The sequence below is a fragment of the Bradyrhizobium stylosanthis genome (assembly GCF_001641335.1).
Classification (GTDB): Bacteria; Pseudomonadota; Alphaproteobacteria; order Rhizobiales; family Xanthobacteraceae; genus Bradyrhizobium; species Bradyrhizobium stylosanthis.
Window position 1 is genome coordinate 610011 of the sequence record NZ_LVEM01000001.1, and the last position, 25016, is coordinate 635026.

22 protein-coding genes are annotated in these 25016 nt (G+C 66.4%); 11 read left to right on the plus strand and 11 right to left on the minus strand.

Going from position 1 to position 25016, the window contains the following annotated elements:
• The first annotated feature begins 21 nt into the window (after nt 1–21).
• Entirely contained in the window at nt 22–984 is a 963-nt protein-coding gene (locus A7X65_RS03085; RefSeq protein WP_063682860.1) for an MBL fold metallo-hydrolase, read from the plus strand.
• Between the two features lie 12 nt (nt 985–996).
• Here the strand turns inward: A7X65_RS03085 and A7X65_RS03090 are convergent, their stop codons facing one another.
• Both A7X65_RS03090 and A7X65_RS03095 read right to left on the minus strand, forming a co-directional pair.
• On the minus strand, nt 997–1659 hold the full coding sequence (locus A7X65_RS03090) for a response regulator (protein ID WP_063682861.1): 663 nt from the start codon (nt 1657–1659) through the stop codon (nt 997–999).
• Entirely contained in the window at nt 1656–3041 is a 1386-nt protein-coding gene (locus tag A7X65_RS03095; RefSeq protein ID WP_063682862.1) for a HAMP domain-containing sensor histidine kinase, read from the minus strand. Before A7X65_RS03095 ends, A7X65_RS03090 begins: the two co-directional genes overlap by 4 nt.
• Before the next feature lie 189 nt (nt 3042–3230).
• Here A7X65_RS03095 and A7X65_RS03100 point away from each other — a divergent pair, with 189 nt between their 5' ends.
• On the plus strand, nt 3231–4085 hold the full coding sequence (locus A7X65_RS03100; RefSeq protein WP_063682863.1) for a DUF3280 domain-containing protein: 855 nt from the start codon (nt 3231–3233) through the stop codon (nt 4083–4085).
• 62 nt (nt 4086–4147) lie between these two features.
• Here A7X65_RS03100 and A7X65_RS03105 read toward each other — a convergent pair whose 3' ends face one another.
• Genes A7X65_RS03105 through A7X65_RS03115 form a run of 3 tightly spaced genes read right to left on the minus strand, consistent with a single transcriptional unit; the run spans nt 4148 to nt 7186 of the window.
• Complete coding sequence (locus A7X65_RS03105) at nt 4148–5179, minus strand: L-idonate 5-dehydrogenase (RefSeq protein WP_063682864.1); 1032 nt, start codon at nt 5177–5179, stop codon at nt 4148–4150.
• Nucleotides 5180–5206: 27 nt separating this feature from the next.
• A complete protein-coding gene (locus A7X65_RS03110; RefSeq protein ID WP_063682865.1) occupies nt 5207–5974 on the minus strand; it encodes a glucose 1-dehydrogenase in 768 nt (255 codons plus the stop codon).
• Between the two features lie 12 nt (nt 5975–5986).
• The gene (locus tag A7X65_RS03115; protein WP_063682866.1) at nt 5987–7186 is read right to left on the minus strand and encodes a mandelate racemase/muconate lactonizing enzyme family protein; all 1200 of its coding nucleotides are present in this window, start codon (nt 7184–7186) and stop codon (nt 5987–5989) included.
• 178 nt (nt 7187–7364) lie between these two features.
• Here A7X65_RS03115 and A7X65_RS03120 point away from each other — a divergent pair, with 178 nt between their 5' ends.
• Together A7X65_RS03120 and A7X65_RS03125 are read left to right on the plus strand one after the other, a co-directional pair.
• Nucleotides 7365–8132, plus strand: coding sequence for a GntR family transcriptional regulator (locus A7X65_RS03120; RefSeq protein WP_063682867.1), 768 nt, complete (start codon nt 7365–7367; stop codon nt 8130–8132).
• 25 nt (nt 8133–8157) lie between these two features.
• On the plus strand, nt 8158–9522 hold the full coding sequence (locus tag A7X65_RS03125) for an MFS transporter (protein WP_063682868.1): 1365 nt from the start codon (nt 8158–8160) through the stop codon (nt 9520–9522).
• A gap of 109 nt (nt 9523–9631) precedes the next feature.
• Here the strand turns inward: A7X65_RS03125 and A7X65_RS03130 are convergent, their stop codons facing one another.
• The 5 genes from A7X65_RS03130 to A7X65_RS03150 all read right to left on the minus strand — a co-directional run bounded on the left by A7X65_RS03130 (nt 9632) and on the right by A7X65_RS03150 (nt 15707).
• Nucleotides 9632–9868, minus strand: a complete 237-nt coding sequence (locus A7X65_RS03130) for a hypothetical protein (protein ID WP_063682869.1) — start codon at nt 9866–9868, stop codon at nt 9632–9634.
• Between the two features lie 128 nt (nt 9869–9996).
• Entirely contained in the window at nt 9997–11247 is a 1251-nt protein-coding gene (locus A7X65_RS03135; RefSeq protein ID WP_063682870.1) for an arsenic transporter, read from the minus strand.
• A gap of 25 nt (nt 11248–11272) precedes the next feature.
• On the minus strand, nt 11273–12547 hold the full coding sequence (locus A7X65_RS03140) for an MFS transporter (RefSeq protein WP_063682871.1): 1275 nt from the start codon (nt 12545–12547) through the stop codon (nt 11273–11275).
• Nucleotides 12548–12613: 66 nt separating this feature from the next.
• Nucleotides 12614–13054 (minus strand): EamA family transporter, encoded by a 441-nt coding sequence (locus tag A7X65_RS03145; RefSeq protein WP_063682872.1) that lies wholly within the window; start codon nt 13052–13054, stop codon nt 12614–12616.
• A gap of 175 nt (nt 13055–13229) precedes the next feature.
• Nucleotides 13230–15707, minus strand: coding sequence for a hybrid sensor histidine kinase/response regulator (locus A7X65_RS03150; RefSeq protein ID WP_063682873.1), 2478 nt, complete (start codon nt 15705–15707; stop codon nt 13230–13232).
• 214 nt (nt 15708–15921) lie between these two features.
• Between A7X65_RS03150 and A7X65_RS03155 the strand changes: the two genes are divergently transcribed.
• From A7X65_RS03155 to A7X65_RS03170, 4 genes are all read left to right on the plus strand, one after another.
• Nucleotides 15922–17028, plus strand: a complete 1107-nt coding sequence (locus tag A7X65_RS03155; RefSeq protein WP_063682874.1) for a zinc-binding metallopeptidase family protein — start codon at nt 15922–15924, stop codon at nt 17026–17028.
• Nucleotides 17029–17202: 174 nt separating this feature from the next.
• Complete coding sequence (locus A7X65_RS03160; RefSeq protein WP_063682875.1) at nt 17203–19218, plus strand: acetyl-CoA carboxylase biotin carboxylase subunit; 2016 nt, start codon at nt 17203–17205, stop codon at nt 19216–19218.
• A 158-nt stretch (nt 19219–19376) separates the two neighbouring features.
• Entirely contained in the window at nt 19377–20243 is an 867-nt protein-coding gene (locus A7X65_RS03165) for an isocitrate lyase/PEP mutase family protein (RefSeq protein ID WP_063682876.1), read from the plus strand.
• Nucleotides 20240–20539 carry an acylphosphatase gene (locus A7X65_RS03170; protein WP_063682877.1) on the plus strand — a complete coding sequence of 100 codons (300 nt, stop codon included), beginning with the start codon at nt 20240–20242 and terminating at the stop codon, nt 20537–20539. Before A7X65_RS03165 ends, A7X65_RS03170 begins: the two co-directional genes overlap by 4 nt.
• 122 nt (nt 20540–20661) lie before the next feature.
• Here A7X65_RS03170 and A7X65_RS03175 read toward each other — a convergent pair whose 3' ends face one another.
• Nucleotides 20662–22182 carry a PAS domain-containing sensor histidine kinase gene (locus tag A7X65_RS03175; RefSeq protein WP_063682878.1) on the minus strand — a complete coding sequence of 507 codons (1521 nt, stop codon included), beginning with the start codon at nt 22180–22182 and terminating at the stop codon, nt 20662–20664.
• A gap of 152 nt (nt 22183–22334) precedes the next feature.
• Between A7X65_RS03175 and A7X65_RS03180 the strand changes: the two genes are divergently transcribed.
• The 3 genes from A7X65_RS03180 to A7X65_RS03190 are packed head-to-tail and all read left to right on the plus strand — an operon-like array spanning nt 22335 to nt 25007.
• Nucleotides 22335–22892 (plus strand): GbsR/MarR family transcriptional regulator, encoded by a 558-nt coding sequence (locus A7X65_RS03180; RefSeq protein WP_063682879.1) that lies wholly within the window; start codon nt 22335–22337, stop codon nt 22890–22892.
• Between the two features lie 16 nt (nt 22893–22908).
• Nucleotides 22909–23574, plus strand: a complete 666-nt coding sequence (locus tag A7X65_RS03185) for a DUF4166 domain-containing protein (protein ID WP_063682880.1) — start codon at nt 22909–22911, stop codon at nt 23572–23574.
• The gene (locus A7X65_RS03190; RefSeq protein WP_063682881.1) at nt 23571–25007 is read left to right on the plus strand and encodes a TIGR01777 family oxidoreductase; all 1437 of its coding nucleotides are present in this window, start codon (nt 23571–23573) and stop codon (nt 25005–25007) included. Before A7X65_RS03185 ends, A7X65_RS03190 begins: the two co-directional genes overlap by 4 nt.
• Nucleotides 25008–25016: the final 9 nt, after the last annotated feature.

Consider the following 25016-nt stretch of genomic DNA (forward strand, 5'->3'; position numbering starts at 1 on the left):
TGACACCAAGGAAGCAATGATATGTTCAAATCCCTCTTGAAGGTGGGCTTCGTGCTGCTCGCTTTCAGCACGGCTGCGGCGGCCGAGCCGATCAAGGTGACGCTGCTCGGCACCGGCGTGCCGACGCCGCGGCCGACCAGCTTCAGTGCGTCGACGCTGGTGGAGGCGGGGAGCGAGAAGCTGCTGTTCGATCTCGGCCGCGGCTCGACCATGCAGCTCTACAAGCTGAAGATCCCGCTCGGTGCAGTCACCGCGAGCTTCATCACGCATCTGCATTCCGACCACATCGTCGGCCTTCCCGACATGTGGCTGACCGGCTGGCTCGCGACACCCTGGGCCTCGCGCAAGGGACCGATGAAGCTTTACGGCCCCAAGGGCACTGTCGCGATGACGGAGAACCTGACCAAGGCCTTCGCCGACGACATCCGTATTCGCATCGATGACGAGCATCTCGATCCGAAGGCAGTGGAGTTTGCCGCGAAGGATATCGAAGCCGGGCTGGTCTACGACAACAACGGCGTCAAGGTCACCGCCATCGAGGTCAACCACGGCGACAAGATCAAGCCGTCGTTCGGCTACGTCGTCGAATATGGCGGCCACAAGGTCGTGCTCTCGGGCGATACCAGATACGACGAGCGCATTGCGAAGGCGGCCGCGGGCGCGGACCTGCTGATCCACGAGGTCGCGGTGATCGAGCCCGAGCTGCTGGTCAAAAATCCCGTCTACAAGGACATCCAGGCGCACCACACCTCGCCGGAAGAGGCGGGTCGGATATTTGCGGCGGCCAGGCCGAAGCTCGCGGTCTATTCCCACATCGTGTTCGGCACGGTGAAGCCCGCGCCCGATATTCCCGAGGAGCCATTGATCCTGCGCACGCGCGCGACCTACGAGGGGCGGTTGCTGGTCGGCCGCGACATGATGTCGTTCGCAATCGGCGACACCGTCGAGGCCTTCGCGCCCGATGGAGCGAAGCTCGCGCCGTGACGCCCGCGGCGATCAGGCCTCGCCGAGATCGACCTGCGTCAGCAAGCCCTGGCGCAGCGCGAGGCGCACCAGCTCTATGTCGGAGCCGACGCCGAGCTTGTCCTTGATCAGCGAATGCAGGTTCGCCACCGTCTTCGGGCTGACATGCAGCGTCTCGGCGATCTCGTCGGTCGTCCTTTCGGCGAGCAGCAGCCGCATCACCTCGAACTCGCGCGGCGTGAGCACGTCGGCCGCCGAGCTCTCGCCGGCGAGCCGGCTCATCGCAAGCTCGTGGTCGATGTCGGGGCTGATGGCGATCTTGCCGGCGAGCACGTCCATCACCGCGCGCACCAGCGTCTCGGGCGGGCTGGTCTTGGTGACGTAGCCGCGCGCGCCGGCGCGGATCGCCTGCACGGCAAAGCCGGCATTCTGGTGCATGGTGAAGACCAGGATCTTCGCGCCCTTGTCCCATTGCCTGATGCGCCTGACGGCCTCGATGCCGCCGATGCCGGGCATGCTGAGGTCCATGACCACGAGGTCGGGCGCTTCGGATTTGAACAGGCGATAGGCTTCGGTGCCGTCGGCGGCTTCCGCGATCACGCGAAGGCCCGGCTGCTTCTCGAGCACCGAGCGATAGCCTTCGCGGACGACCGAATGGTCGTCGACCAGCAGGATGGTCGCATCGCCCGCGCTCATGCCGCGTGATCCAGCATCGGCCGGTCGGCGGCTTCGAGCGGGATGACGACGCGCAGCGCGGAGCCGCCGTTCGGTCCTGCCTCGAAGCTCAGCCGGCCGCGCAGCGCCGCGACGCGCTCGCGCATGCCGAGCAGGCCCATGCCGGATTTCGCGGCGGGATCGTTCGAGCGTCCGTCATCGTCGACCGCAAGCGCGATCTCACCGGGGCGCATCGTCAGTTCCAGGCTGACCTTGGAGGCGTCGGCGTGCTTGGCGGCGTTGGTGAGCGCCTCCTGCACGATGCGGTAGAGGTTGGCGCTGATCGCGGCCGGCAGCGTCTCGACCGCGCCGTCGAAGCGGATCGAGAAGCGCGTCTGGCCGCGGCTGCGCCCGTTCCAGCCCGCGACCAGGCCTTCGAGGCTGGCGACGAGCCCGAGCTCCTCGACATCGGGCGGGCGCAGCCGGAACAACGCGCCGCGCAGCGTCTCCATCATGCCGGTCGCGGTCCGCGAAATGCCGTCGCATTCGGACAGCAGGGAAGGGCAGTCCTGCGCCGCGGTCTGGCGCGCCGACGACGCGAGCGCGCGGATGGCGGCGAGCGACTGGCCGAACTCGTCGTGCAGCTCGCGGGCGAGATGGCGCCGCTCTTCGTCCTGCAGCGCGATCAGCTTCCGCGTCAGCTCGTTGCGCTCGGCCAGCGCGGTGTCGAGGCTTTGGGCGAGGTGGTTGAAGACGTCGCGGATGGCGGAGAGCTCGGCGAGGTCGAACGGCGGCAGCCGCGTGGTCAGGTCGTTGGCGGCGATGCGCTCGAGACCGGTCCGGATCATGCGGGTCGGGCGCAGCGCGCGCGCCAGCGCCGCGTAGACCAGCACGCAGAGCAGCGGCAGGGCGATGGCAAGCGCCAGCATCAGGCGGCCGGCCTCGTGCCAGGCCTCAGCGGTCTGCACGGCCGGATCGACCGAGACCACGCTCTCGCCGAGCCTGGTGCCGCGCACGATCACGGGACGCGCCGCCTCGCGGCCGGGGTCGAACAGGCTGCGGTAGAAGGCGGCGAAGACCTGCGGCGGCGGGTTCGACGGGATCGGCGCGCCGCTGCAGAAACGCTGCAGGATGTCGCCGGCAGGTCCCCGGAAGGCCAGGCACAGGCCGGGCGTCATCACATAGGCCGAGACCGGGTCGAGGTTGGGAAAGTCCGAGCGCGGGTTCGCCACCCACTGCACCTTGCCCTGCTGCAGCTCCAGCGATTTCGCCACTATGGCGGCGATGCTGTCGCTGCGCGCATGCGCGGCGCGGTCGGCCTCGAGCAGGAAATAGGCGGAGATCGCGGCGAAGCATGCGGCCAGGATGGCGGCCACGCGCAACGTCAGACGGACCTTGAGATCGAACCTCGGACGGTTCCACATCGGCAGGCACCTGGTGCGAACGGAATTGTCGCCCCCGCATTAAACGGCAGAACGCAAGCGGCGGAAAGGCTGGGTGTTACCGCAGTGCAATGTCGTGAAATTTTCCCGGTGCTCGCCGGGACGGGCGCTGCTGCGTAGCCCGGCGGGCGCCGTCCAGACTGTCGCGCCGCTCCATCGCACGAGGCCCGCATGCGCCGTATCGCTCTGATCCTCTTCGCCCTTCTATTCGTTCTTCCGGCAAGCCATTCGCCGGCCGGTGCCGAGGCCATCGGCGTCGCCATGGACGATTTCAGCTATACCGACACATCGGCCGAGCCGGCCAACCAGACCGCGGCGCACGAGCGGCGGCTTCAGGCGTTCATGGCGGCGCTCAGGCGGGACGTCAGTGCGGATGGCCGTTACCGGCTCGCATCGGCCCAGGACGGCGCGGCGTTCAAGGTCATCGGCGGCATCCAGAAGACGAGCACGCTGGTGCAATGGGCCAAGGTCGCCGTGATCGACGTCGGCGCCAAGAAGCTGGTGATGGACAAGCTCTACACCTTCCGCGGCGACAATGATGAATCATGGGAGCGGGCCGAGATGTTCGTGTCCCGCGAGGTGATGGCCGCGCTCAGCACGCCCGCACCGGTCGCGCTTGCGGTGTTCGATTTCGAACTCGAGGACACGACTGCGGCGACAGCAGGCGCCTCGGCCGCGTCGGATGCGTCCTATCTCGCCGAGGTCACCGCCGGCGTGCGGGACGAGCTAAGCCGGTCCGGCCGCTACCGCATCGTCGATGTCGGCGGCGAGGCGAAGGCGCGCGCCTTGCGCGACTGCGGCGGCTGCGAGGCCGCGATGGCGCAAAAGTTCGGCGCGGACCAGTCGCTGATCGGCGTGGTGCGGCGGGTCAGCCGCACCGAATACACGCTGGGCTTCCAGGTCCGCGACGCCAGGACCGGCGCGGTGCTGGCGCGTGGCGACAGCGGCCTGCGCCTCGGCGCAGACTATTCGTGGAAACGCGGGGCGGTCCGGCTCGTGAGCGAAAAGCTGGTCACGAGCCAGTAGGTCTCGTAGTTTTTGAGCATGATCTTATCGGAAAACCGCTGCGCACTTTTCCGGATCATGCTCTAGAACGTCAGCTGCACCTTCATCGACTGCGAACGGTCGCTGGCAAGCTCGAAGGCGGCGACCGCGTTCTCGAACGGCATGGTCGCCGTGATCAACGGCTTCACATCGATCAGGCCTTCGCCCATCAGCCGCACCGCAAGCTCGAACTCGGGATCGAAGCGGAAGGTGCCGCGGAGCTGCAATTCCTTGGCGACGATGGCGTTGATCGGCAGCGTCATGTCGCCGCCGAGGCCGAGCTGCACCAGCGTCGCGCCGGGACGGAGCACGTCGAGCGCGGCGCGCAGTGCCGCCTGGTTGCCGGAGGCCTCGAAAAGCGTGTCGAACACGCCCTTGCCGGCGCGCCAGGGATCGAGCGCGGTGGGATTGCTCGCGACGTTGATCGCGTGTGTGGCGCCGAGCTTCTTTGCGACGGCGAGCGGCGCATCGGCGACATCGGTCACCACGATCTCGGACGCACCGCCGAAGCGCGACACCAGAATCATCAGCGCGCCGATCGGGCCGCAGCCGGTGATCAGCACGCGCTTGCCGAGCAGGGGGCCGGCCTGTTTGCCGGCGTGCAGGCACACCGCGAGCGGCTCGGCGACCGCGGCCTCCGCCAGCGAGAGCTTGTCGGAGATCGGCACGGCCTGCGTCGCATCGACCGTGATGAATTCGCGGAAGCCGCCCTGCACATGAGGAAAGCGCATCGCGCTGCCGAGGAAGCGCATGTCGAGGCACTGGTTGCGCATGCCTTCCTGGCAATGCAGGCATTGGCCGCACGGCTTGCTCGGATTGACCGCGACGCGCGTGCCAGCCTTCACGCTGGTGACGCCGTCGCCGACCGCGGCGACGACGCCGGCGATCTCGTGCCCCAGCGCCATCGGCTGCTGGATGCGCACGACGCCGAAACCGCCGTGATGGTAGTAGTGCAGGTCGGAGCCGCAGATGCCGCCATTGGCGATCTTGACGCGGACCTCGCCCGGGCCGGGCGCCGGATCCGGATAGCTGTCGATCCGCAGGTCTTTCGGGGCGTGGATGACGACGGCGCGCATGGCCTGCTCCTTCGTTGTCTTCTCAGATCACATCGCGGCGATCATGCCGCCATCGACATAGATGATCTGGCCGTTGACATAGGTGGATGCGTCCGAGGCGAGGAAGATCGCCGCGCCCACGAGCTCGTCCGGCTTGCCCCAGCGCTTGGAGGGGATGCGGCCCATCAGCCAGTTGTTGAAATCGGGGTTGTTGACCAGCGCCTCGTTCATGTCGGTCAGCATGTAGCCGGGGCCGATCGCATTGGCCTGGATGCCGTGCTGCGCCCATTCCACCGCCATCGAGCGGGTCAGGTTCTTGATGCCGCCCTTGGCCGCCGTGTAGGGCGCGATCGTGGGGCGGGCGAGCTCGCTGCCGAGCGAGCCGATATTGATGATCTTGCCGCGCTTGCGCGGGATCATGCGTTTGCCGGCCTCGCGGCCGATCACGAAGGCGCTGGTGAGATCGGTCTCGATCACCTTGCGCCATTCGTCGGTGGTGAACTCCGCCAGCGGCTTGCGGTGCTGGATGCCGGCATTGTTGACGAGGATGTCGACCGCAAGCCCCTCGCGGTCGAAGCGCTCGAAGGCGGCGACGATGGCGGGCTCGTCGGTGACGTTGAACGCCGCGCCCTCGGCCTGATGCCCGGCGGCGCGAAACTCGGCGACGGCCTGCTCGACGCGCTTGGGATCGACGCCGTTGATGATGATCTTGGCGCCGGCCTTGGCCATGCCCTCGGCAATGGCGCGGCCGAGCCCGCGGGAGGAGCCGGTCACCAGCGCGGTGCGGCCGGAGAGATCGAAGAGGGAGGTGCTCATCCTAGGGAATCCTCAGACGTTGGAGCGGCGCACGGTGAGATCAGTGCGGTCGAAGACGGCGGGCAGGAGGTCGACGCCGAGGCCGGGGCCTTCCATCGGGAAGACATAGCCGTCCTTGATCGTGGGCATCGTCGTGACGAGCTCATTGTACCAGCCCTTGTAGAAAGCGCGCACCGATTCCTGGATCAGCGTGTTGGGCTGGCTGAAGGACATGTGGATGGCGGCGATGAAGCCGATCGGGCCGATGCAGTCATGCGGTGCGAAGGGCCGGTGATAGGTCTCGGCCATGGCCGCGATCTTGCGGCCTTCCGTGAGACCGCCGGTCCAGCACAGGTCCGCCATCACCACGTGCATGGCGTTACGGTCGAGCATGTCCTTGTAGGGGAAGCGCGAGCCCAGCGTCTCGCTGGCGCAGACCCAGACGTCGGTCGCGCGGGCGTATTCGGCCAGCGCCTGCGGCGAGTTCATGCGGATCGGGTCTTCGTACCAGGTCGGCTTGTAGGGCTCGAGCGCGCGCGCGATCTGCTTGGCAGTCGGCAGGTTCCACAGCGAGTGGAGCTCGACCATGATCTCCATCTTGTCGCCGACCGCTTTACGGATCTTCTCGAACGGCTCGATCGCCTGCTTCATCTGCGCGGCGGTGATGTAGAGGCCCTTGTTTTCCTGAGCGGCGGGATCGAACGGCCAGATCTTCATCGCTGAGATGCCGCTTTCCAGCAGGCTTTCGGCCAGTGCATCGGCGCGGTTCATGAAGCCGTCGAGGTCCTCATAGGGACCCTTGTTGGCGCCGAGATTCCAGTTCGCGACCGGGCTGATATTGGTGGAGCGCACATATTGCGTGCCGGCGCAGGTGTTGTAGATGCGCTGCTTGTCACGGCAGAGGCCGCCGAGCATCTGATGCACGGGCTGGCCGCAGACCTTGCCGAACAGATCCCACAGCGCGATGTCGATCGCGGACGCCGCGCGATATTCGACGCCGGTGGAGGACTGCGCCATCGGCAGGTTCAGCATGTCGCGATGGATCGCTTCGATGTGCAGGGGATTGCGGCCGAGCAGGCGGCCGGCAAAGGTGTCGTGGATCTGTGCCTCGACCGCGCCCGCGCCATAGAAGGTCTCGCCGAGACCGATCACGCCCGCGTCGGTGTGGACGCGCACCCAGATGACGTTGGAGAATTCCTCGGTACGCAGCGTCTCGATCGACGTGATCTTCACGGCAATTATCCTCCCATCGCACGGCGCCTTGCGCCGACTTCTCATTTCGCAGTGCAGCATGCTGCATGTCGTGCGGAAGTCTTACGCCTGCTTGTAATATATCACAACATGTTTTAAGGGTGCCACAAACAAGGCGCCGCGGAACAACGAGAGCGCGAACCTGACGGGAGTGAACGACATGGCACGGCGCAAGCGCGCGCTCGAGGTGGTGAGAAACGACGACGACGGCGAGGGCAGGCCCTCCCGGCGCAACCGGCTCAACTTCTTCGAGCTGGCCTACCAGAAGATCGAAGAGCTCCTTGTTCATTGCGAGCTCAAGCCCGGACAATTCATGACGATGCTGGAGTTGCAGCAGATCACCGGCTTCGGGCGCACACCGGTGCATCACGCCGTCAATCGTCTGTCCGCAGATACGCTCATCATCATCCGCCCGCGCCACGGCCTGCACATCGCGCCGATCGACCTTGCGCGCGAGCGCATGCTGCTGGGCCTGCGCCGCGACATGGAGCGTTTCGTCATTCGCCTTGCGGCCGATCGCGCCAGCCTCTCGCATCGCAATCAGGCGCTGCACATCGAGCGGCTGCTGCGCGAGCGCCGCGCCAGCCTGACGCTGGACGAATTCAACAGCATCGACCGCCGCATCGACGCATTGGTGCTCGAAGCGGCCGGCGAGCCGTTCCTGATCCATACGCTGCGGCCGTTGCACACGCTGTACCGGCGCATCGGCTACATCCACCACCGCTTCATGCCCGGGCAGGCCGACCTTTCCGGCACGATCGATCATCATCTCGCCATTCTCGCCGCCGTCGCGGGCCGCCGCGTCGAGGAGGCGGTGAAGGCAAGCGATGCGCTGATCGACTACATGGGCGAGATGTTCACGGGGATGGAAGCGGGGATCGACCCGCGCCTGCTCGATTGCAGCATTGAACCGCTGCTCGGCGCGTAAGAGTTTCGAAGAGAGGACCAAGAGAATGTCAACGATGGCAATGCCACAACCGACCGCGAGCGAAGCCGCGGTCCGCTACCTCATCACGAACTACAGTCCCAAGGGCAACAAGGTCGGCTGGCTGATGATGGCCTCGATCCTGGTCGAGGCGTGGGACCTCTATTCGATCGCCTTCGTGCTGATCTTCATCAAGGAGCAGTACAATCCTTCTGCACTGATGCTCGGCCTTGCCGCAGCAGGCACGCAGGGCGGCGCGCTCATTGGCGCACTGCTCGGCGGCTGGCTGTCGGACAAGATCGGCCGCCGCGTCATGTTCCTGACCACGATGGTGATGTTCATCGTGCTGGCGCTGGCGCAGGCCTTCGTGCCCGATATCACCTGGCTGATCGTGATCCGCTTCCTGCTCGGCATTCCGCTCGGCTCGGACATCTCGACCGGCTACACCTACATCATGGAATCCATGGCCAAGGGTGAGCGCGAGGTCATGGGCAACCGCTGGCAGTTCATGTTCGCGGTCGGCGAGGTGCTGACCATCGGCGTCATCGTGATCTTCCTGCTGATCGACATGCAGCACGAGATGCTGTGGCGCGTGACGCTCGGCCTCGGCGCCGTGCCGGCACTGATCATCCTGATCATGCGCCATGACGTGCCGGAGACGGCGGTGTGGCTGGTGCAGAAGGGGCGCTATCGCGAGGCCAAGCAGGTCGCGCGCGAGATGTTCAACGACAATCTCGACATGCTGCCGGACCACGACGTGGAGATGCCGAAGGTCTCGACCCGCGACTTCCTCACCGACCTCAGGAAGGACCCGATCCGCTGGCGCGCCACGCTGTACGGCTGGATCGCCTGTTTCGTGCAGGCCAGCGAGTTCTCGACCTTCGCGTTCTACCTGCCGGTGCTCTTCGTCATGGTCGGCGTGTCGAGCGTGCTCGGCATCAATCTGGTGACGATGGCGCTGTTCTCCTTCGCCGCCCTGTCGGGTTGGGTCGGACCGCTGCTGACGCCGAAGATCGGCCACCGCGGCATCTCGATCGCGGGCTTCGCGATCGTGCTGGCCGCGCTGCTGGTCGCGGCCTTCGCGCTCTACACCGACAACAAGATCCTGTTGCCGTTCGCGGCGGCTGCGATGCTGTGGGGCCATTATTGGGACGCGTCGAACTGCATGACGATCCCGACCATGGTCGCCAGGCCGAAATATCGCGGCACGGCCAGCGGCTTCGCCTACATGTTCGTGAAGCTGCCGTCGTTCCTGGCGATCTTCCTGTTCCCGACGGTGTTCGCCGCGATCGGGCAGGCCAACGCCACGCTGATGGTCGCGATCTTCCCGCTGATCGGATTGCTCGCCGCAATCTTCATCCTGCCGGAAGTCTACGGCTACGAGAACGACTAGAGCATGATCCGGAAAAGTGCGAAGCGGTTTTCCGACAAGATCATGCTCGAGCAATAGACTCTGAACGTTGCCCGGTCGCGGCCTTGGTGCCGCGATCGGGCTTCTCCCGCTACGGGCTCAGGAAGACCGGGTCGATTCCGGCTCCGTGGCCGAGCAGGCCGATGGCCTGAAGCTGGGCGGTGTGAAGATCGATCTGAACGATGGCGAACAGGGTGAACAGCACCGCTGCGGTGACGATCAGCAGGGGGTGGGACGTTTCGGCCCGGCTCCCGTTCGGCGCAATGAAGCCCTGAATCGCGCGACGCAGGGAAAAGCCCCGCGGCAATGCCTTGGATTGGATCTGCATGATGAACCTTCCTTGCCGCGCCAAATCCGTCTGACCTGCGCGACAATGAGAGTCTAGCCGCGGCTTCGCCGGCGGCATTGATGCACCGCAAATAGCTGCAACTGATTTCCGAGACGGCTCTGCCGCCGCTACCTGATGGCCGCCGCCAGCGCCGCGATCAGGGCCGGTGGCGTCACCAGCATGCCGAGCTTGAGGAACGGCCAGGCGCCGACCTCGATCTTCTCGCGGCGAAGCGCGACCAGCCACAGGATGGTGGCGAGCGAGCCGGTCACCGACAGATTGGGGCCGAGATCGACGCCGATCAGGATGGCGCTGACGACGGGGGCGGGCAGGTGATCGCTGGCGGCGACCGAGCCTGCGACGAGCCCGACGGGAAGGTTGTTGGCGATATTGGTGGCGAGGGCTGTGGCGATGCCGACGCTCCAGGCGGCTTGAGGCACCGATTGCGCGACGGCCTGGTGCAGCAGCGCGCTGAGCTGTCCGATCACGCCGGTCTTGATCAGGGCCTCCACCATCACGAAGAGCCCGCCGACCAGCGGCAGCACGCTCCAGGACACGCCGCGCAGCACGGGCAGCGGCGACTGGCTGCTGATCAGCAGTACGAGCGCGGCCGTCACCACGCCGCAGATGAAGGTCGGCAGGCCCAACTGCTTGTCCATTGCAGAGGCCGTGACCAGCACAACGCCGATCGCGACGATGCCTATGGCGGTCAGCTTGCCGCCGCGGCCGAGCTTCGGATGCGGCACGCTGCGCGCAATCGTCTCTTCCTTGAGCGCCCGGTGCTGGGTCAGGCGCAAGACGATGTAGGTCAGCAGGATCGAGGCCGCCGAGGGCAGGGCGAACAGGCGCAGCCATTCGGTCAGCTGCGGCATGCGCGCGCCGAACACGACGAGGTTGGCGGGATTGGAGATCGGCAGCACGAAGCTCGCGGCATTGGCGATGAAGGCGCAGACGAACAAATAAGGCAGCGGCTTGGCGCCGGCCGCGCGCGTCGCGGCATAGACGGCGGGTGTCAGCACGATCGCGGTGGCGTCGTTCGAGAGCAGCACCGTCACCAGCGTGCCGACGAGATAGATCAGCAGGAACAGCCGCTGCGGCGAGCCGCCTGCATATTCCACCGCGAGCGCGGCGAGATAGTCGAACAGGCCCTCGAGCCGGGCGAGCTCGGCAATCAGCATCATGCCGATCAGGAAGAGATAGACATCGAGGCCCTTCTCGATGCCGACAAGCGCGTCCTGCCAGGGCAGCAAGCCGAGCAGAACGAGAGCGCCGGCGCCGACGACCGCCCAGATCGCCTCGGGCAGGCGAAACGGCCGGATGATGACGCCTGCGGTCGCAAGCGCAATGATGCCCCAGGCCCAGATGGCGTCAGACGGCACGCTTAGTCCTCGATGTGGAAAGGGTTCATTCGGCAGCGATAGCCGATGTCGGCGGCGCTGTCTTCCCCTGCGGCGGCAAGGCGCCATGCCGTGTCTCGGGCAGGGCGAGGAGGCAGATGATTGCGCCGATCGCAGCGACCGCACCGAGCGTGATGAAGGCCGCGCTGTAGCCCGCGCCGACCACGACGAAGCCGGCAAGCGCCGTCGACAGCGCAGCTCCGATGCTCTGGGCGGTGATGACCGCGCCTTGCGCCACGTTGAAGCGGCCGGTGTTGCGCATGAGGTCGGCAACGATGACCGGGAAGATGGCGCCGAAAATGCCGGCGCCGACGCCGTCGAGAAGCTGCACGCCGACCAGCCAGAACGGATTGTCCGAGAGCGTGTAGAGCGCGCCGCGGATCGGCAGGATCAGCAGCGCTGCGAGGAAGAAGCGTTTGTGACCCCACCGGTCGGCCTTGGCGCCGACCAGCATCGCGAACGGCACCATCACGATCTGCGCCGCGACGATGCAGGCCGACATCAGGCTGGTGCCCATGTTCCTGTCCTGCAGCGCGAGCTTCTGTCCGACCAGCGGCAGCATCGCCGCATTGGAGAGATGGAACAGCAGGACGCAGACCGCGAAGACGAGCAGGGGGCGGCAGGTCAGCAGCACGGCGAGGCCTGAGGGCGGCTCATGCGGGCTGCCGCCATCGGCATCGTGCAGCCCGCGGGCAAGGTCGTGATCGATCGCCCGTTCGGGGATCGCGAGGATGCTGGCGAGGCTTGCGACCGCCATGGCACCGAGCAGATAGAAGACCACGGCCGGGCCGAACCAATAGGCGGTGAGCCCGGCAAGCCCGGCCGCGACCGCATTGCCGGCGTGATTGAAGGTCTCATTGCGGCCGATCCGCCCAGTGAAGGCGGCATGGCCGAAGATGCCGAGCGAGACGGCGGCGATCGCCGGCGGAAAGATCACGGCGGCGGCCTGCGCAATGCCTTGCGAGATCGCGACCGGCAGGAAGGTCGGAAACAGGGGAAGCGATAGCGAAGCCGATGTCACCATGATCGCGGCGACAGCCATCACCAGCCGTTTCGCGCGCGTCGCATCGACCAGCGCACCCGCCGGCGTCTGCGCCACGATGCCGGCGATCGTCGCGATCGACATCACGAGGCCAATGCGCGCCTCGTCCCAATGCTGCTCGGTGAGGAGATAGACGGCAAGATAGGGACCGAGCCCGTCGCGGACGTCGGCGAGGAAGAAATTGGCCGCATCCAGCGCGCGGCCGGCGCGCCTCGTCTGATCAGGATGCTGGTTCGACATCAATGTCTCGATCGAGGCGCGGAAGCGTCCGGCCAGAAACGAGCGTCATGGCTTTTTTGTTCCGCCTTAAAGCTTCACGGCCAGCAATACCGCGCCTGCGCCGATCATGGCGATGCCGACCCAGCCCTGCGCCGTCGGCCGCTCGCCGAGAAAGGTGAAGGCGAACAGGGCGACCAGCACGACGCTGAGCTTGTCGATCGGCGCAACCAGCGTCGCAGGCCCGAGCTTGAGCGCGCGAAAATAGCAGAGCCACGAGGCGCCGGTCGCAAGCCCCGACAGCACCAGGAACAGCCAGGTCTTCGAGGAGACCGCCGAGGGGACGACGAATTGCCCGGTGAAGAACAGCAGCAGCGAGAAGGCGAGCAGCACCACGATGGTGCGGATGAAGGTGGCGAGGTCCGGATTGATGTTCTCGACGCCGACCTTGGCGAAAATAGCGGTCAGCGCCGCAAAGCAGGCCGAGAGCAGCGCCCAGGTCTGCCAGGCGGAGAGGAGGGCGGGTTTCATGGGCGCTCTGTTGTAAAGGTAACTGTAGCCTAACACTCAATCGTCGTCCCGGCGAAGGCCGGGACCCATAACCACGAAAAGGTGTTTGGCGAAGATTGCCAATGACCATCTCGCGTCAAACTTCTCCCTGGGGTATGGGTCCCGGCCTTCGCCGGGACGACGATAGGGCCAGCACCTACCGTGCCACCGACAGCTTCTCCGTGATCGCCTTGCGCAGGATGCGTGAGAGCGATTCGACCGAATAGGGCTTCTGGATCAGCTCGAAGCCGCGATGGGCGTTTTCGGCGAGCACGTTGCTGTAGCCCGAGGTGAGCACGACGGGCAGGCCCGGATAGCGCTCGCGGATGATGCCGGCGAGCTCGACGCCGTTCATGCCGGGCATGATGACGTCGGAGAAGACGAGATCGACGGCGAATTCGTTCTCGCCGAGGATGGCGAGCGCCGCATTGGCATTGGCGACGCGGCGGGTGACATAGCCGAGGTCTTCCAGAAGCTCGGTAGAGAACTGGCCGACATCGTCATTGTCCTCGACCACGAGCACGCGATAGCCGCGCCCGGTGGTCGCGGCCTCGCTGGTCAGCGCTGCCGCTTCCTTGTCGGCGGTCGGACTCTGCGCCTGCGGCAGGTAGATCGTGAAGGTCGCGCCTTCGCCCTGCGCGCTCGTCACCGCGATGTCGCCCTCGGACTGCTTGGCGAAGCCGAAGGCTTGGCTGAGGCCGAGGCCGGTGCCCTTGCCGACCTCCTTGGTGGTGAAGAACGGCTCGAAGATGGACTCGAGGTGTTCCGCCGCGATGCCGCTGCCGGTATCCCTGACCGAGATCGCGACATAGTCGCCGCCGCGGGCCGACTGCGCGCGCAGGCCCGGTATGCCCTGGACCTTGCAGACCGCGATGGTGAGGCGGCCTTCGCCGTTCATGGCGTCGCGGGCGTTGATGGCGAGGTTGATCAATGCGGTCTCGAACTGGGCGACGTCGGCGACCGTGAAGCAGTCGGCGTCCTGGATTTCGACGGTGATCTCGATGCGGCCGCCGACCAGCGGCCGGACCAGCTGCGCTACGCCCTCGACCTGGCTGCCGACGTTGAAGATCTGCGGCTTCAGCGGCTGCCGGCGCGCGAAGGCCAGCAGCTGCGCCGTCAGCTTCGAGGCGCGCTCGACGGTGTCGGAGATGGCATCGACATAGCGGCGGCGGCGCTCTTCCGGCAGCTCGCGCCGGCGCAGGAAGTCGGTCGCCGAGCGGATGATGGTGAGGAGGTTGTTGAAGTCGTGCGCGACGCCGCCGGTGAGCTGGCCGATCGCCTCCATCTTCTGCGACTGCCGCAACGCTTCCTCGCCGCGCCTGCGCTCGGTGATGTCGACGGCCTCGGGCACGGCGCCGGTGATGTTGCCGTGACGGTCGAGCACGGGGCGCATGCCGAACTCGAAATCGCGTTCGCCGATCGGCAGGCGCAGCCGCATCTCCAGCCGTACTGCTTCGCCCTTCAGCACGGTGTCGAAAGCTTCGCGCACGGCGTCGCTCATGTGTTCGGTGCCGGTGAACCAGGGCGTCTCCCAGAACGGCTTGCCGATCACGTCGGCAGAGCTCGCCTTGATGCCGTCGAGCGCGGTCTTGTTGGCGTAGAGCAGCTCGCCCTTGAGATTGACGAGGCCCTGATACTGGTTGCTGGTCTCCAGGATCGCGAGCAGCCGGGCCTCGTTGGATTCGAGCTCAGCGGTGCGCTCGGCGATGCGCTCCTCCAGCGTCTCGTTGAGCTGCCGGAGCTCGATCTCGGCCCGCTTGGCCACGGTGATGTCGTGGGCAACGCCGATGAAGCCGATGTGCTTGCCGGTCGGGTCCCAGCGCGGCTGCGACTCCGAGCGCAGCCAGCGCCATTCGCCGTCGGCATTCTTGTAGCGTGCTTCCAGCACGAACGGTTTCAGCGAGGCCTCGCCCTGCACCGATTGCTGGAGCACATGCGGCAGGTCGTCCGGATGCAGCACCTTGCGCCAGTCGAAATCGATGGCCTGGTCGTAGGGCAGGCCGACGAAGTCGACATAGGCCTGGTTGGCGAAGGAGCGCTTGCGGTCGAGCTTGGTGACCCAGATCGGCACCGGTGCGCTGTCGGCGATCAGCCGGAAGCGCTCCTCGCTCTCGCGCAGCGTCTCGCGCGCCAGCGCCTGGTCGGTGATGTCGATATGGGCGCCGACCAGGCGGGTGGCGCGGCCATCGCCGTCGCGCTCGAGCTTGGCGACGACGCGGATCCAGCGGGTCTCCCCGTCGCTGGGGCGAATGATGCGGTATTCGGCGGTGTAGTCCTCGCTGGTCCCGGCGAGCGCATCGAAGAAATGGTTGACCGCGGCATCGCGGTCGTCGGGATGGATGCGGTTGACCCAGTCTTCGTGCGATTCATCGGTGGCCTCGGGAGGCAGGCCGTGGATCATCAGATATTCCGGCGAGCGGCGGTTCTTGAAGCCTTCGCGGAAGTCGACCTCGAGGCCGCCGACCTTGCCGATGCGCTGGATGCGCGCGAGCTCGGCTTCGCGTTCCTGGAGCGCGCGATAGGCGTTGTCGCGCTCGCGCGCGACGTCTTCGAGGTGCTGGCGCAGCCGTTCGGCGGCGATGGTCTCGGGCAAGGGATCGTTCAAGGCGTCGGCCGTTGTGATGCGTGAGCGCACGTGCCGGCCCGATATTCACACAGACAAAGCGCGATAGCCATTGCTCAAAAGGGAATAACAGGGAAATGCGCCGCCGGACTGCGTTTGGCGGGTATGAGCGAACGCCCGGTCTGGCTATTTGTTCCAAACATTGGAACGATGAGCCGCCGGCGCGCGTATCTGCGAGGCGCCGCAACTCTCATGCGTAAGACTCCCTTTCCGAAGAGGCTAAATCTTGAAGCTCTTTGTCTGCCAGGCCTGCGGCAACGTCCTCTATTTCGAGAACCGCGCCTGCGAACGCTGCGGTCACCGCGTCGCCTTCCTGCCGGAGAAGGAGACGATGTCGGCGATCGAGCCCGAGGGGGAGGGTGAAGCGACGTCCTGGACGACACTGGCCGACAAGGGCACGGGGCGCATGTTGTGCCGCAACGCCGAGTACGACGCCTGCAACTGGCTGACCGATGCCGGCGACACCACGGGCTATTGCCGCGCCTGTCGCCACAACGGCATCGTGCCCGACCTCTCCGACCCCGCGCAGCTCGCCGGCTGGCGCGAGCTGGAGGTGGCGAAGCACCGGCTGTTCTATTCCCTGATCCGCTGGAAGCTGCCGCTCAAGACCCGTCAGGACGATCCAGAGCACGGCCTGACCTTCAACTTCCTCGCCGACGATCCCAACAGCGGACAAAGGGTCATGACAGGCCATGACAACGGCCTGATCACGATCGCGCTGACCGAGGCCGACGACATCGAGCGCGAGCGGCGCCGGCTGGAGATGGGCGAGCCCTACCGCACGCTGCTCGGGCATTTCCGCCACGAGGTCGGGCATTATTTCTGGGACGTGCTGGTCCGCGAGGGCGGCAAGCTGGAGGCCTTCCGCGCGGTGTTCGGCGACGACACGGCGGATTACGGCCAGGCCTTGCAGCGCCATTACGCGGAAGGCGCGCCGCCGGACTGGCAGCAGAACTTCGTCTCGGCCTATGCGACGATGCATCCCTGGGAAGACTTCGCCGAAACCTGGGCACACTATCTCCACATCGTCGACACCCTGGAGATGGCCTCCGAGTTCGGCATGGAGGTGCGGCCCAAGGTGGACCGCGACGGGGAGTTGACGGCGCGCATCCGTTTCAACCCCTACGAGGCAAGGGACGTCCAGGCGCTCGTCGATGCATGGCTGCCCTTCACCTTCGCCATGAACAGCGTCAACCGGGCCATGGGCCTGCGCGATCTCTATCCGTTCATCCTGTCGCAGGCGGTGGTCGGCAAGCTGGGCTTCGTCCACGGCCTTGTGCGGGACGTGGCAAAGGCGAGGACCAAGGACAGTGCCAAGGCCGGGAAGGCCTGAGCCCGCCGGGGCTTGCCGCGCCGTCGCGGTCTTGCGCTGGTACGCCAGAGCGGGCCGGATTTAGACCGTTGCCTCCGGCCCATTTTGATGTACCACGGGAGCCACACGGCCCGTCCCGATAGGCCCCAACGGCTAAGGGAAGGGTCCCGCCCAAGGTCGAGACTCAAGAAAAGCATGTTCAAACGCATTCTGATCGCCAATCGCGGCGAAATCGCCTGCCGGGTCATCAAGACCGCTCGCCGCATGGGAATTCAGACGGTTGCGGTCTATTCCGAGGCCGACCGCGACGCCCTCCATGTCGAGATGGCCGACGAGGCCGTGCTGATCGGCCCGCCCGCCGCGGCCGAGAGCTATCTGGTGATCGAGAAGATCGTCGAGGCCTGCCGCAAGACCGGCGCCGAGGCCGTGCATCCCGGCTACGGCTTCCTGTCCGAGCGCGAGGCGTTTCCGCGCGCGCTGGAGGCGGCCGGCATCGTCTTCATCGGCCCGAACCCCGGCGCGATCGCCGCGATGGGCGACAAGATCGAATCCAAGAAGGCGGCCGCCAAGGCCAAGGTCTCGACCGTGCCGGGCTATCTCGGCGTGATCGAGGACGACAAGCACGCGGTCCGCATCGCCGACGAGATCGGCTATCCCGTGATGATCAAGGCTTCCGCCGGCGGCGGCGGCAAGGGCATGCGCATCGCCCATTCGAAGGCTGAGGTCGCCGAAGGTTTCAACCTCGCCAAGGCCGAGGCCAAGGCCTCGTTCGGCGACGACCGCGTCTTCGTCGAGAAGTTCATCGTGGATCCCCGCCACATCGAGATCCAGGTGCTCGGCGACAAGCACGGCAACGTGATCTATCTCGGCGAACGCGAATGCTCGATCCAGCGCCGCAACCAGAAGGTCATCGAGGAAGCGCCGTCGCCGCTGCTGGATGAAGCCACCCGCCGCAAGATGGGCGAGCAGGCCGTCGCGCTGGCGAAAGCCGTGAACTACGATTCCGCCGGCACCGTCGAGTTCGTCGCAGGGCAGGACAAGAGCTTCTACTTCCTTGAGATGAACACGCGTCTCCAGGTCGAGCATCCCGTCACCGAGCTCGTCACCGGCGTCGATCTCGTCGAGCAGATGCTGCGCGTTGCCGCCGGCGAGAAGCTCGCGATCGCGCAGAAGGACGTCACGCTCACCGGCTGGGCGGTGGAATCCCGCCTTTACGCCGAGGACCCGTTCCGCAACTTCCTGCCCTCGATCGGGCGCCTGGTGAAGTATCGTCCGCCGGCCGAGGTGAGCAAGGACGGCATCACCGTGCGCAACGACACCGGCGTGCAGGAAGGCGGCGAGATCTCGATCCATTACGATCCGATGATCGCGAAGCTCGTCACGCACGCGCCGTCGCGCGCCGCTGCCATCGAGGCGCAGGCCACCGCACTCGACTCGTTCTACGTCGACGGCATCCGCCACAACATCCCGTTCCTGTCGGCGCTGATGCATCATCCGCGCTGGCGCGAAGGCAATCTGTCGACGGGCTTCATCGCCGAAGAATTCCCCAAGGGCTTTTCGGTGCGCGTGCCCGAGGGCGAGGTCGCGCGGCGGATCGCCGCGGTCGGCGCCGCCATCGATCACGTACTCGGCGAGCGCAAGCGCCAGATCTCCGGCCAGATGGGCGGCCGCGTCGTGCAGCGCGAGCGCCGCCGCGCGGTGTGGCTCGACCGGCAGGAGATCCAGCTCGAGGTCGCACGCGAGGGCGAGGCGATCGCGATCCGCTTCATCGATGCCGAGGGCAAGGCGGGCAAAGCCCATCTGCTGCAGTCGCCGTGGAAGCCGGGCGATCCGGTCTGGCAGGGCACCATCGACGGCCATTTCGTCGCGGTGCAGGCGCGGCCGGTTCCGAACGGCATTCGCCTCGCGCATCAGGGCGTCGAGGTGCCGGTCTATGTCTGGACCGAAGCCGAGGCTGCCTCGGCCCGCCTGATGCCGGTGACGACGGCGTCCGACACCGGCAAGAAGCTGCTCTGCCCGATGCCCGGCCTGATCGTCTCGATCGCGGTGACCGAGGGGCAGGAGGTCAAGGCCGGCGAGACGCTCGCGGTGGTCGAGGCCATGAAGATGCAGAACGTGCTGCGCGCCGAGCAGGACGGCACCGTGAAGAAGGTCCACGCCAGCGCCGGCGCGACGCTCGCGGTTGACGCGCTGATCCTGGAGTTTGCGTAGGCGTGGGTGGCCCGGTGGGGCCACAAACGCCGTCATTGCGAGGAGCGTAGCGACGACGCAATCCAGAATGCCTCCGCGGATGCATTTCTGGATTGCTTCGCTTCGCTCGCAATGACGGAGTATGGTGCGGCCTCCGTGACCTAACCGAGATATCACCCATGGCCTTTCGTTCCCGCCGCGAGAAACTGCGCTCCATCCTGTCGGGCGGGACCTGCGTCCATCCCGGCTCCGTCTACGACGCGATCTCGATCCGCATCGCCGAGGATCTCGGTTTTCCGCTCGGCATGTTCGGCGGCTCGGTGGCTTCGCTCGCCGTGCTGGGCGACCCCGACATCACCCTGATCACGCTCACCGAGCTCTGCGAGCAGATGCGGCGGATGTCGCGTGCCTCCGCGCTGCCCGTGCTGGTCGATGCCGATCACGGCTACGGCAATGCGCTCAACGTGCGCCGCACGGTGCAGGAGCTGGAGACCGCGGGCGCGGCCGGCCTCACCATCGAGGACACGCTGCTGCCTGCCGCCTATGGTGAAGCGAAGACGCAGCTGATCTCGCTGGAGGAGGGCGTCGGCAAGATGAAGGCGGCGCTGAGCGGGCGCAGCGATCCCTCGCTCGTCATCATGGGGCGCACCGGCGCTGCCTCGATCAGCTCGATCGAGGATGCGATCCGCCGTGCCAGGGCCTACGAGGCCGCGGGCGTCGATGCGCTGTTCTTCACCGGCATCAAGTCGCGCGCCGAGCTCGAGGCGATCGCAGCGGCGACGCGCCTGCCGATCGTGCTCGGCGGCGCACCGGACGAATTGAATGCGATCGACTATCTCCAGAGCCAGCGCGTGCGCATCGCGCTGCAGGGCCATGCGCCGATCGCGGCGGCGACGCAGGCCGTCTACGAGACACAAAAGGCGCTCCGCGAAGGCACGCCGCCGAAGGCGCTCAAAGGCCTGGCCTCCGCCGAGCTGATGGGCCGGGTCATGCGCGAGGCCGAGACCAAGGCGCGCAGCGCCGATGGTCTCGGGCTGAAGACGTGAGCCGGGCGATCCTCCAGGTCATGGTCCGCGGCCGCGTGCAGGGCGTCGGCTATCGCGCCTGGGTCGAGTACCAGGCGACCGCGAGCGGCCTCGAAGGGTGGGTCCGCAACCGCCGCGACGGCAGCGTCGAGGCGCTGCTTGCAGGCCCGCCGCAGCACGTCGCCGAGATGGTTGCCCTGTGCCGCCACGGTCCGCCGTCCTCGCGCGTCGACAGCGTCACCAGCGAGACGGCGAGCGCAGATGAGCTGAATTTGCGCAGGGCAGGGGAAGCGTTCTCGGTGCTGCCGACGGTTTAGGTGCGCTGTCGCGGAAGGTCGTCATGCCCGGGCTTGTCCCGGGCATCCACGTTCTTCGTATTGCGCGGCAAGGCGTGGATGGCCGGGTCAAGCCCGGCCATGACGATGTGAGCCGGAGATCGTCACCGCGGCAGCTTGGCGATCGCCTCGCTCAGCTCGTGGATCTCGTACGGCTTGCGCAGGATCGGGAAGTCGCCACGGACGTGGGCGGCGACGTCGCTGTAGCCGGTGGCGAGCAGGATCGGCAGGCCGGGACGGATCTGGCGCAGATGATGGGCGAGGCTGAGCCCGTCCATCTTGCCGGGCATCACGATGTCCGAGAACACGAAATCGACGCCGTTGGTCTCGATCTCGCGCAAGGCGGCTTCCGCGTCCGCCACGCGGCGCACCTGGTAGCCGAGCTGCTCCAGCAGGCCGATGCTAACGAGCGCAACATCGGGATTGTCCTCGACCAGCAGCACCGTGCCGCTGCCGTGGAACGCCGGTCCTCCGGTCGGCTCGCGCGCGGGCGTGCCCTCGGCGCGCGGCAGCAGGATGGTGAACGTCGTACCCTTGCCGAGCTCGCTTGCGACCTTCACCGTGCCGCCGGCCTGATGGGCGAAACCGTGCACCTGGGACAGGCCGAGCCCGGTGCCCTTGCCGATCGGCTTGGTGGTGAAGAACGGCTCGAAAATCTTGTCGACGACGTCGGCGGGAATGCCGAGCCCGGTGTCGGCGATGTCGATCGCCACGAACTCGCCGGCGAGGTGAGCCTCGTCCAGCGCGACGTTGCGGGCGCGGATCGTCACCGTGCCGCCGTCAGGCATCGCGTCGCGCGCGTTGATGACGAGGTTGAGCAGCGCGGTCTCGAGCTCCGAGACGTCGGTCTTGAGCGGCCAGACCTTGCGGTCGACGTCGAAGGCGAGGCGCACGGAGCTACCGACGCCGGCGTCGAGCACCGCCCGGATCGCCGCGATGCGCTCGGCAAAATCGATCAGCTGCGGGTTGACGCTCTGCCGCCGCGCGAAGGTGAGGAGTTGGTTGGTCAGCGCGGCACCGCGCTTGGTCGCGGTCTCGATCGCCGAGATCGCGCGCTGGAGCCTGGTATCGTCGTCGACGCTCTTCTTCACGATGTGAAGGCTGCCGCTGATGATCATCAGGAGGTTGTTGAAATCGTGGGCGACGCCGCCGGTGAGCTGGCCGAGCGCATCGAACTTCTGGGATTCGGCGAGCTGTTTCTGCATCGCCTCGAGCTTGACCTGCGTGTTGCGCCGCTCGGTGATGTCGCGCGTGATCTTCGCAAAGCCGATCAACTCGCCGTCCTCGTAGATCGGGTCGATCACGACGCTCGCCCAGAAGAAGGTGCCGTCCTTGCGGACGCGCCAGCCTTCCTCCTCGTAACGCCCCTTGTCCCGGGCGATGCCGAGGGCGCGGGCGGGCTTGCCGTTGGAACGGTCGGTCTCGGTGTAGAAGCGGGAGAAGTGCTGGCCGAGAATCTCTTCGGGCGTATAGCCCTTGATGCGCTCCCCGCCGATGTTCCAGCTCGTGATGATCCCCTTGGGATCGAGCATGTACAGGGCGTAGTCGGCGACTCCTTCCACCAACAGCCGGAAACTGCGTTCGCTTTCGAACAAGTCTCTCTGCTGACTGGACTTTTTAACCATTCCGGACCCCGCCTCGACCCGGGCAAACGCTCGGGAGGGCGTTTGGTTCCGACCGTCTGGGAACTTTTTAGGCAAATGCCGCGGACGGTATGCAGGAGCGCATCCGGGCAAACGCCCTTGACAGTCAATCGCACCTATCAGATATTTCTGTTATGACAGAAATAACCGGAAAGAAGAAACTCCCTGCCGCCGTCGAGCGCTTCATCCTGCATTGGGGCGACATGGGGGATCAGTGGGGCGTCAACCGCTCGGTCAGCCAGATCCACGGGCTGCTCTACCTCGCCGAGGCGCCGATGACGGCAGAGGACATCGCCGACACGCTCGGCATGGCGCGCTCCAACGTCTCCAATTCGCTCAAGGAGCTGCTCGCCTGGAATTTGATCCGGCGCGTGCCGATCCTCGGCGACCGCCGCGACCATTACGAGGCCGAGACCGACATCTGGGAGGTCGCAGCGCGCATCGCGGCGCGGCGCAAGGAGCGGGAGCTCGATCCGGCGATCGCGGCGCTCAGGGCCTGCGTGTCCGATGCCACCGACGATCCCACCATCAATCCGGTCGCGAGCAAGCGGCTGAAGGAGATGCTCGCCTTCACCGAGCTCGCCGACCACTGGTTCATGCAGATGCTGAAAGTGCCGCGGCCGCGGCTGGTCGCCTTGATGCGGCTTGGCGAGAAGATCGCCAACCTGCTGCCGCTGGGCAAGGTCAAATAGTGTTGAGGAGGTTGCGATGACGTCGGCGAGATTATCAGGCTCCAACGTTCCAACCTCCGCTCACATCAAACTGCTCGACGACCGCCGCTTCCGCGCGCTGCTGTCGGCCGAGGATTGGGGCCGCTTGCCGCTGGCAACCTGGCGGCGCTTCTCGAAGCGCGTCGCCGACGGCGACAGCGTCGTCTATGTCGGCGTGGTCGACGAGGTCTCTTTCAGCGACATCGGCTGGTGGTTCGCGCAGGCCGCACGCCTGATCGGCGGCCCGCTGCCGACGGGGCGCGACACCGGCGTGCCCATGATCGTCACGGTCACCGAGGACGGCGGGACCGGCGGCCAGACCTGGACGCGCATCTGCGCGCGCAAGCGCGGCTTTCCGCAGGTGATCCATTCGGCAAAGCGCTTCGCCGGTCCGACCGGGCTCGAGGAATATGTCGGCTTCGGCGTCTCCATGGCGCTGCGCATCGCGGTCGAGGGCCAGGCGCTGACCTTCCGCAGTGCCGGTTACGGCCTGCAATTCGGACGTCTGTGGATCCCGCTGCCGCAATGGCTCACGCCGGGCGATCTCACGGTGACGCACAGCGATCTCGGCGAGGGCGCCTTCCGCTTCACCCTCGATGTCATTCATCCGCGTTACGGCGCGCTGATCCACCAGTCCGCCGTCTTCAGGGAGGCCGTATCATGACGCCGCTGCTGTGGACCCTCATCGCCATTCAGATCGTGATGGGTGTGTTCGACACTTTCTATCACCACGAATTCACCGAGCGCCTGGCCTGGCGCCCATCGCAGCGCTTTGAGCTGAAGCTGCACGGCATTCGCAACATGCTTTATGCGCTGCTGTTCCTGCTGCTGGGCTGGCTCGAGGTCTATGGTGTGCTGGCGCTGCTGGTCGTCGCGGTGCTGGTCGCCGAGATCGTGATCACGCTGATGGATTTCGTCGAGGAGGATCTGAGCCGGAAACTGCCGCCGAGCGAGCGGATCAATCACACGCTGCTCGCGATCAACTATGGCGCGATCCTGGTGCTGCTGCTGCCGGTGCTGATCGCCTGGGCGATGCAGCCGTTCGGCGTGAGCGTCGTGTATCAGGGCCTGCTCAGCATCGCCGCGACCGCCTGCGCGGTTGGCGCAGCGCTCTGCGGCATCAGGGACTTTGCCGCGATGCGCCGGCTCGGCCGCATGCGCAGCGTTCCCGCAGCCGGGCTCGTCGAGAAGCTTCCCGGCCGCAAGACCGTGCTCATCACCGGCGCCACCGGCTTCATCGGCAGCCGGCTCGCCGCGAGCCTCAGCGGGGCAGGGCATCACGTCATCGCGCTGATCCGCAATCCCGCCAAGGCCGAGATGCTGCCGCCGCCGGTGACGCTGATCACGGGCCTCGAGCAGCTTGCCTCGGACACGCCAATCGACGTCATCGTCAATCTCGCCGGCGAGCCGATCGGCAATGGGCTGTGGACCGACGCGAAACGCGCAAAGATCATCGGTTCGCGCATCGACATGACCGGCGAGGTTGTGAAGCTGATTGCGCGGCTCGACCGCAAGCCCGAGGTTCTGGTCAGCGGCTCCGCGATCGGCTGGTACGGCTTGTGGGCCGACCAGGTGCTGACGGAATCGGCGAAGTCGCACGCCTGCTTCAGCCACGAACTCTGCGCGGCCTGGGAAAAGGCGGCGCGGCCGGCGGAAGAGCTCGGCGTTCGCGTGGTGTATTTGCGCATCGGCCTCGTGCTTGGCACGGAAGGCGGCTTCATCACGCGCATGCTGACGCCGTTCGAGTTCGGCCTCGGCGGCCCACTCGGCACTGGCCGGCAGTGGATGTCCTGGATCGAGCGCGACGATCTGATCCGGCTGATCGCCTATGTGGTCGCAACGCCGGATCTCGCAGGACCCGTCAACGCCACCGCGCCGATCCCGGTGACCAACGCAAAGTTCACCGAAGAACTCGGTCGCCGCCTGCACCGGCCCGCGGTGTTCCGCATTCCCGGCGGCCTGTTGCGCCGGATCGGCGGTGGCTTTGCCGACGAACTCCTGCTCGGCGGTCAGCGCGTGCTGCCGAACAAGGCGCTGAGCCGCGGTTTTGTGTTCCGCCACGAGACGCTGCGCAGCGCGTTCGAGGCGATCTTGTGAGGTGATGTG